Here is an 8,019-nt window from a genome sequence, read left to right as displayed (position 1 = left end):
GGGACGTACAAGAAGATCTACGAGAAGTGGATCGGTCCGATGCCGGCCGCGGCGGCGGCGAGGTCGGCCAGCTCGGCGGCGACCTCGGCGACGTCCGCGACGCCGATCAGGTCGCGGCCCGCCAGCGACAGCAGCCGCGCCCGGTACGCGGCGCGCAGCGCGACGAGCGTCTCGGGGCCCGCGCCGGACGCCACCGGGGCCTCGGCGGCCGGGTCGGCGCCCACCGCCTCCAGCAGCGCCGTGCGCAGCGCGCCCGCGGACGGGCGCTCCGGCTCGCCGGGCGCGCCGTCGTCGCGCAGGACCCGCCAGTGCTCGGGATGCCGGACGAGGTGGTCGCCGAGGGCGTCGCTGACCCCGAGGACGGCGGCGACCCGCTCCCGGGTGCCCGGCTCGGCGCGCAGCGCGGCGCGCAGGTCCGCGCCGGCGCCGCGCTCGTCCGCCGACGCGAGCACGCGCAGCAGCCCGTTCAGCGCGAGATCGGGGTCGGCGGTGCCGCCGAGGGCGTCGAGGAGATCGTCACCGATCCCCGCCCCGGCGTCCCGCTCGGCCTCCAGCAGCAGCCGCTCGGCCCGCCCGGCGTCGGTGAACCCGAGCCGCGCGAGCCGGCCGGCGAGAGAGGGACGGCGACGGTCGGTGGTCCACGGCTCGCTCACGTTCCAACCGTATTCCGGTCAGAGCACCGCCAGCAGCCTCTTGCGCTCGAACTCGGTGACTTGTCGCCGGTAGTCCTCCCATTCCTGGCGCTTGTTGCGCAGGAAGAAGTCGAACACGTGCTCGCCGAGGACGTCCGCCATCAGCTCGCTGCGCTCCATCGCGCGGACGGCCTCGTCCAGGTTCTGCGGCAGCGGCTCGATGCCGAGCGCGCGCCGCTCGGCCGGGGTGAGCGCCCAGACGTCGTCCTCGGCGCCCTGCGGCAGCTCGTAGCCCTCCTCGATGCCCTTGAGGCCGGCGCCGAGGATCGCCGCGAACGCCAGGTAGGGGTTGGCGGCGGTGTCCAGCGACCGGAACTCGATGCGGGTCGAGTGGCCCTTGTGCGGCTTGTACATCGGCACGCGGACGAGCGCCGACCGGTTGTTGTGGCCCCAGCAGATGTAGGACGGGGCCTCTCCCCCGGCGCCCGCCGCGGAGCCGACGTTGCCCCACAGCCGCTTGTAGGAGTTCACCCACTGGTTACAGACTGCGGTGATCTCGGCGGAATGCCGCAGCAGGCCCGCGATGAACGCGCGGCCGACCTTGGAGAGCTTGAACTCCGCGCCGGGCTCGTAGAAGGCGTTGCGGTCGCCCTCGAACAGCGACATGTGGGTGTGCATGCCGGAGCCGGGGTGCTCGGTGAACGGCTTCGGCATGAACGTGGCGTGCACGCCCTGGTCGAGCGCAACCTCCTTCATCACCAGCCGGAACGTCATGATGTTGTCGGCGGTGGTGAGCGCGTCGGCGTACCGCAGGTCGATCTCCTGCTGGCCGGGGGCGCCCTCGTGGTGGCTGAACTCCACCGAGATGCCCATGGACTCCAGCATCATGATCGCGTTGCGCCGGAAGTCGTGCGCCGCGCTGTGCGGGGTGTGGTCGAAGTACCCGCCCGCGTCCGCCGGGTCGGGTTCGCGGCCGTCCTCCGGCTTGTCGTTGAGCAGGAAGAACTCGATCTCGGGGTGGGTGTAGAAGGTGAACCCGAGGTCGGCGGCGCGGGCCAGCGCCCGCTTGAGCACGTACCGCGGGTCGGCGAAGCTCGGCGTGCCGTCCGGCATCAGGATGTCGCAGAACATCCGGCCGACGCCGGGCGACTCCGAGCGCCACGGCAGCACCTGGAACGTGGACGGGTCCGGTTTGGCGATCATGTCGGCCTCGTACACGCGGGCGAAGCCCTCGATCGCCGACCCGTCGAAGCCGATCCCCTCGCCGAAGGCGCCCTCCAGTTCGGCGGGCGCCACGGCCACCGACTTGAGGAACCCGAGCACGTCGGTGAACCACAGCCGGATGAAGCGGATGTCCCGCTCCTCCAGCGTGCGGAGCACGAACTCCTGCTGACGGTCCAAAGCCCTCTCCCTCGGTGACGCGGTGCCGGCCGACTCGTCCGGCCCGACCTGCAGTATGCCCGGACGCTGTTACCGCGACGTTACGCGTTCGCCCCGTCAGATCCGAACTTATCCGACGGAACGGAGCCATCCACCCGGGCGGCGGCCGGATCGAGCACCCGGGACAGGAAGGCCCGGGTCCGCTCGTGCTCCGGATCGGCGATCACCCGGGACGGCGGGCCCTCCTCGACGACCACGCCGCCGTCCATGAACACCACCCGGTCGGCGACCTCGCGGGCGAACGACATCTCGTGCGTGACGACGAGCATGGTCATCCCGGTCTCGGCGAGACCCCGCATGACGCCGAGCACGTCGCCGACGAGCTCGGGGTCCAGTGCGGACGTCGGCTCGTCGAACAGCATCACCTCGGGGCCCATCGCCAGCGCGCGGGCGATCGCCACGCGCTGCTGCTGCCCGCCGGACAGCTTGGCGGGGTAGGCGTCCACCTTGTCGGCGAGCCCGACCCGCTCCAGGTTCCGCCGGGCGATCCGCTCGGCCTCCGCCTTGTCCCGCTTGAGCACTTTGCGCTGCGCGATCGTGACGTTGCCGAGCGCGGTCAGGTGCGGGAACAGGTTGAACGACTGGAACACCATGCCGATCCGGCGGCGCACGGCGTCGATGTCGACGTCCGGGTCGGTGACCTCCACGCCGCCGACCCGGACCGTCCCCGCGGTCGGCTCCTCCAGCAGGTTCACGCAGCGCAGCAGCGTCGACTTGCCCGACCCGGACGGGCCGATGACGCACACCACCTCGCCGCGCTCCACGTGGAAGTCGATGCCGCGCAGCACCTCGTTCGAGCCGAACGACTTGCGCAGCCCGCTGATCTCGACGGCCCGGCCGGTGCCGCCCGGCGCGTCCGCGCCCTGGTCCAGGACCGTCATCGCTGCTCCCTGCGCTGCCGCGCCTCCAGCCGCCGGGCCAGCAGGCTCAGCGGGATGGTGATGATCAGATAGCAGATGCCCGCCACGATGATCGGGGTGGTGTTGCCCTGCTGGCCGGCGAGGTCCCGGCCGAACTTGGTGAGCTCGCGCTGCTCCAGCGTGATGCCGAGGAACAGCACCAGCGAGGAGTCCTTGCACAGCAGCACCAGCTCGTTGGTGAGCGGCGGGATGATGATCCGGAACGCCTGCGGCAGGATGATCGACCGCATCGCCCGGGCCTGCGACATGCCAAGCGAGCGCGCCGCCTCCAGCTGCCCCCTCGGGACGGCCTCGATGCCGGCCCGGATCGTCTCGGCCATGTACGCGGCGGCGGCCAGCCCGAGCGCGAGGCCCGCCTGCCCGACCGCGCCGCCCGGGATGGTCGTGCCGGGGAACGCCAGCGGCACGCCGACGCCGACGAAGATGAAGATCAGCAGCAGCGGCAGGCCGCGGAAGATCTCGATGTAGGCCGTCGCGAACCAGCGGTACGGCAGCACCGGCGACAGCCGCATCAGCGCGATGACCAGGCCCAGCACCAGCCCGATGCCGAACCCGACCGCGGTGTAGACCGCGGTGTTGCGCAGCCCGACGGTGATGATGTCCGGGAACAGGGCCTTGGCGACCCTCCAGTTGGCGAAGTTCGTGTGCAGCTGCTGCCAGTTCGCGAGCGCCGCGATCAGCACCACGACGACGATGAACAGCCCGTACTGGCCGCCGAGCGACACCCGCCGGCGGGCCCGGCGGGACAGCCCGCCGGGCGCCGCCACGGGCGTCACCTGCTCCGCGGTCACGACGGCTTACCCGCCGCGGCCGGCATCGGACCGATCCACTTCTCGTAGATCTTCTTGTACGTCCCGTCCTGCTTCGCCTGCTGGATCGCCTGGTTCGTCAGCTCGACGAGCTTCTTGTTGTAGTTCTTGCGGATCCAGAACCCGTACTGCTCGCCGGTGTTGAGGTTGGCGACGATCTCGTACTTGCTGTTCGCCGGGTCCTTCAGCCAGCCCTTGACGACCGGGTCGTCCTGCACGATCACGTCCACCTGGCCGGTGCGCAGCCCGTCCAGCTCGGCGTTGGAGTTGTCGAAGGACGACGGGTCGAAGCCCTTGCCCTTGACGAAGTCCTCGCCGGTGGTGCTCGCCTGCGAGCCGAGCTTCAGCTTCCGGGCCTTGACGTCGTCCAGGCTCGTGATGCCGCTGCCCTTCTTCGCCATCAGCGACTGGGTGGCGTCGAAGTACGGCTCGGAGACGTCCATGAACTGGACCCGGTCCGGCTTGATCGTCATGCCGCCCATGACGATGTCGCACTTGCCGGCGTTGAGCGCCGCGCCCGTCTTCATCGTCTCGAACGGGGTGTCGACGACCTTCTGCGTCACGCCCAGCTTCTTGGCGACGAGGTCGATCATGTCGACGTCGAAGCCGACCACCTTGCCGCCCTGCTCCACCTGGAACGGCGGGTAGGGCAGGTGGGTGCACGACGTCAGCGCGCCCTTCTTGATGAGCTTGACGCCCTGCACGGTCGCGCCGTCGCTGCCGCCGCACGCCGAAGCGGTCAGCGCAAGGGCGGCGACGCCCGCGCCCAGTGCCCACCGTGTGGTCCGTCTGGACACGTTTCCTCCTGAGTCGAGCTCTTCGCGATCACCGAACTATGCCATGCCGGGCCGGGCGCCCGGCATACCCCACGCTGACCCTCCGCGTCCGGCGTTTCCCGAGAATTGACGTTGCGATCATGGTTCCACCGGACGTTGATCATTAACGTGGGCCGTGTCGTGGACATCTCTCTTCTTCTCTCGATGAGCGACCGGGCCGCCGCGCTGGCCGCCCCGTCGGCCATGCACCCGGAGTCCTGGCAGCTGGGCGCGCAGGTGGAGGCCTGGGCGCGCGGCCGCGGCCTGGTGCTCGGAGATCCGGACACCTCGCCGCTCGGCCGCGCCCGCTGCGAGCGACTGGCCGCCCGCGTCTTCCCGGACGCGGAGCTGGCCGCCGTCGACCTGTTCGCGCGCTGGCTCACCTGGGCGCTCGCGCTGGACGACACCCTCGACCACCCGCCGCTCGCCGACAGCGGCAGCGCCGTGCACGCCCTGTACGACGACCTGCTGCGCGCGATGCGGCGCGGCCACGCCCGGCCCGGCGCCCGTCCGCTGGAGTCGGCGCTGGTCGAGCTCTGGCAGGCCACGTCCAAGGGCATGAGCCGGGACTGGCGGCGCCGCTTCATCCTGCAGCTGGAGGCGCACCGCGACGGCTGCGCGGAGGAGGCCGTCAACCGGCGCATCCGGCACGTCCCGACGCCGGCGGAGTTCCCGGCGCTGCGCCGCCGGGCCTGCGGGCCGTTCCTGTACGACCTCGTCGAGCCGGTGCTCGGCGTCGAGCTGCCCGCGCGGCTGCTGCGCACGCCCCGCTGGCTGACGGTCGCCGAGAGCGTCGCCGACGTCGTCGCCTGGTCCAACGACCTCGCGTCGTACGAGATGGAGACGGCCCGGGGCGACGTGCACGGCCTGCCCGCCGTCCTCGCGGCGGCCCACCGCCTGACGCCGGAGCAGGCGGCCACGGTGGTCACCGAGCGGATCGCGGGGCGGCTGGAGCAGGCGTGGAAGGCGGCCCGGCGGCTGCCCGAGATGCTCGACCGGCTGCAGCTGACGGTCGCGCAGCGCGCCGCCGCCGCGCAGGTCGTCAAGGTCCTCCTGGACACCCCCCGCGCGCACATGGACTGGCTCGCCGAGTCCGGCCGCTACGAGTCCGCCGCGCCCGCCCAGCTCCGCCTCGACGCCCTCGCCTCGCTCCGCTGACCTGCCGCGGTCAACGCTGGGCGGGTGCGGCCAGGGCGTCGCCGGAGGGCGTGCGGGCGTAGAGGACGCGGCGGCCGAGGCGGTGGCCGGTGACCAGGCCGCACGCGCGGAGGACGCCGAGGTGCTGGCTGACCGCTCCGGCCGTGACGCCCATCCGGGCGGCCAGCTCCGTCGTGGACGCGGGCGTGGCGAGCGCGATGAGCAGCTCGGCGCGGCGCCGCCCGATCAGCGCGGCGAGCGCGTGCGAGCCCGCTCCCTGGTCGCGGCCGGTCTCCCACAGCGTCCCGACGCCGTTCGGCGGGTAGCTGAGCATCGGCTGGTAGGGCGGCACCATCACCGACACGTTCGGCCACACGAACGCGCTCGGGACCAGCAGCAGGCCGCGGCCCAGCAGCTCGCCGCGGAACTCCCACCGCCGGTCGACCCTGAGGGTCCCGGACCGCCACGAGACGTCGTCGTGCAGGTCGCCGAACACCCCGGCGGTGCCGTGCGCCGCGAGGGCGCGGGCGCGGCGCAGGATGTCCCCTTCGAGGAGGTCGCGCAGCCGCGGCCAGTACGGTTCGACGGCCGCGGCCCAGTACCGCTCCAGCAGGCCGACGAGGGTCTCCAGGGTGCGTTCGGGCTCGGCCGCCATCGCCAGGCGCTCGGGCCCGGCCCGGTTGCCGCGCTCGGTCCACCGCAGCTCGGCGGCGACGACCTCCGGCGGCGTGCTCCGGACGATCTCCAGCTCGGCGTCCAGGTCGGGCAGCGGCGTCCCCGGCGGCGGCGTGAGGAAGTCGGGGATGTAGCCCCACGCCGGGACGGCCGCCATCAGCGGCGCCATGTCGAGGCCGCGCAGCCGGGGCCGGACGCCGTGCACCCACGGCAGGTGCAGGGCGTGCCCGGACGGGTCGGCGAGCACCCGCAGGCTGCGCACCAGCTCCAGCAGCGGCGAGAACGCGAACCGGACGCGGGCGGCGTCGTCCGGCGCGAACACGAACTCGATCACGGCACGAACCCGATCACGGCACGACCTCGGTCATTTAGCCCAGACTAAATCAATGCCGCGGTCCGCGGCGTTCGCGGACCATCGTGCAAGTGACCACATTGGACGACACTCCTGTCGGTCCCGCGCCGGGCCGCATCGCGGCGTTCCTGCGGCCCCGCGTCGGCGGCCTCCCCCGGACGTTCTGGGTGCTGTGGGCGGGCTCCCTGCTCAACCGGCTCGGCACGATGGTCGAGCCGTTCCTCGGCCTGTACCTGACCACGGCGCGGGGCCTGTCGCTCGGGCAGGCGGGCGCCGTGATGGCCGTGCTCGGCGCCGGCTCGTTCGCCGGGCAGCTCGCGGGCGGCGCCCTCGCCGACCGGCTCGGCCGGCGCGCGACGCTGACCTGCGCGACCGTCGGCACGGGCGCGGCGATGCTGGCGCTCGGCTACGCGCACGGGATCGCGGCGATCATCGTGGCGGCGCTCGTCCTCGGCCTGCTCCTCGACATGTACCGGCCCGCGGCCCAGGCGATGGTCGCCGACATCATCTCCCCGGCGGAGCGGCCGCGCGCGTTCGGGCTGCTGTTCTGGGCGGTCAACCTCGGCTGGGCGTTCTCGATGGTGCTCGGCGGCACCCTCGCCCGCGAGGGCTTCCAGCTGCTGTTCTGGATCGACGCCGCCACCTGCGCCGCGTTCGGGCTGCTGGTGTGGCGCGCCGTCCCGGAGACGCGGGTGCGCGGCGCCGGCCGCGACGACGGGCCCGGCGGGTTCGTCCAGGTGCTGCGCGACCGCGTCATGGTCGGCTACGCGACGGTCATGCTCTGCTACACGTTCGTGCTCATGCAGGGCATGACCACGATGCCGCTCGCGATGAAGGAGGCGGGGCTCGGGCCGCAGGACTACGGCATCGCCATCGCCGCCAACGGCGTGCTGATCATCATCGTCCAGCCGCTGGTCAGCGCGTGGCTGAGCCGGCGCGACCACAGCCTGGTGATGGTGGCCGGGTTCACGCTGGTCGGCGCGGGCTACGGGCTGACCGCGCTGGCGACCTCGCTGCCCGGCTTCACCGCGACGATCCTGGTCTGGACGCTCGGCGAGATCACCGCCGCGTCCGTGCTGCAGGCCGTCGTCGCCGATCTCGCGCCGCCGCACCTGCGCGGCCGCTACAGCGGCCTGTACGGGATGGCGTGGTCGGGCGGGTTCCTGCTGGCGCCGCTCGGCGGCACCCAGCTGCTCGGCGCCGGCGGGCCCGCGCTGCTCTGGCTGAGCTGCACGGGCC

8 protein-coding genes are annotated in these 8,019 nt (G+C 72.7%); 2 read left to right on the top strand and 6 right to left on the bottom strand.

Translation table 11 applies throughout. The features are described 5' to 3' along the window. Nucleotides 1–17 precede the first annotated feature (17 nt). From ABZ914_RS41565 to ABZ914_RS41545, 5 genes are all read right to left on the bottom strand, one after another. On the bottom strand, nucleotides 18–653 hold the full coding sequence (locus ABZ914_RS41565; RefSeq protein ID WP_500200166.1) for a hypothetical protein: 636 nt from the start codon (nucleotides 651–653) through the stop codon (nucleotides 18–20). 18 nt (nucleotides 654–671) lie between these two features. Continuing rightward, nucleotides 672–2,033 (bottom strand): gamma-glutamylpolyamine synthetase GlnA2, encoded by a 1,362-nt coding sequence (gene glnA2, locus ABZ914_RS41560; RefSeq protein ID WP_190864334.1) that lies wholly within the window; start codon nucleotides 2,031–2,033, stop codon nucleotides 672–674. Nucleotides 2,034–2,113: 80 nt separating this feature from the next. After that, the gene (locus ABZ914_RS41555) at nucleotides 2,114–2,953 is read right to left on the bottom strand and encodes an amino acid ABC transporter ATP-binding protein (protein WP_500200164.1); all 840 of its coding nucleotides are present in this window, start codon (nucleotides 2,951–2,953) and stop codon (nucleotides 2,114–2,116) included. Further along, a complete protein-coding gene (locus ABZ914_RS41550) occupies nucleotides 2,950–3,783 on the bottom strand; it encodes an amino acid ABC transporter permease (RefSeq protein ID WP_500200162.1) in 834 nt (277 codons plus the stop codon). Before ABZ914_RS41550 ends, ABZ914_RS41555 begins: the two co-directional genes overlap by 4 nt. Next, nucleotides 3,780–4,598 (bottom strand): transporter substrate-binding domain-containing protein, encoded by an 819-nt coding sequence (locus ABZ914_RS41545; protein WP_500200161.1) that lies wholly within the window; start codon nucleotides 4,596–4,598, stop codon nucleotides 3,780–3,782. The genes ABZ914_RS41550 and ABZ914_RS41545 overlap by 4 nt, the downstream gene beginning before the upstream one ends. Nucleotides 4,599–4,781: 183 nt before the next feature. On the opposite strand from ABZ914_RS41545, the gene ABZ914_RS41540 reads away from it, so the two are divergent. Further along, nucleotides 4,782–5,774, top strand: a complete 993-nt coding sequence (locus ABZ914_RS41540; protein ID WP_387028854.1) for a terpene synthase family protein — start codon at nucleotides 4,782–4,784, stop codon at nucleotides 5,772–5,774. A gap of 10 nt (nucleotides 5,775–5,784) precedes the next feature. Here the strand turns inward: ABZ914_RS41540 and ABZ914_RS41535 are convergent, their stop codons facing one another. After that, complete coding sequence (locus ABZ914_RS41535; RefSeq protein WP_500200159.1) at nucleotides 5,785–6,762, bottom strand: ArsR/SmtB family transcription factor; 978 nt, start codon at nucleotides 6,760–6,762, stop codon at nucleotides 5,785–5,787. An 89-nt stretch (nucleotides 6,763–6,851) separates the two neighbouring features. Between ABZ914_RS41535 and ABZ914_RS41530 the strand changes: the two genes are divergently transcribed. After that, nucleotides 6,852–8,019, top strand: a 1,168-nt coding sequence (locus tag ABZ914_RS41530; RefSeq protein ID WP_500200158.1) for an MDR family MFS transporter, incomplete at its 3' end; no start/stop codon positions are given.

Source organism: Spirillospora sp. NPDC046719 (genome assembly GCF_040645715.1).
Lineage (GTDB): Bacteria > Actinomycetota > Actinomycetes > Streptosporangiales > Streptosporangiaceae > Spirillospora.
This window is presented reverse-complemented; position numbering and strand designations above follow the sequence as displayed.

Coding starts and splice junctions, on each gene's coding strand:
- ABZ914_RS41555 (WP_500200164.1), bottom strand. CDS start 2,953: ATGACGGTCCTGGACCAGGGCGCGGACGCGCCGGGCGGCACCGGCCGG.
- ABZ914_RS41540 (WP_387028854.1), top strand. CDS start 4,782: ATGAGCGACCGGGCCGCCGCGCTGGCCGCCCCGTCGGCCATGCACCCG.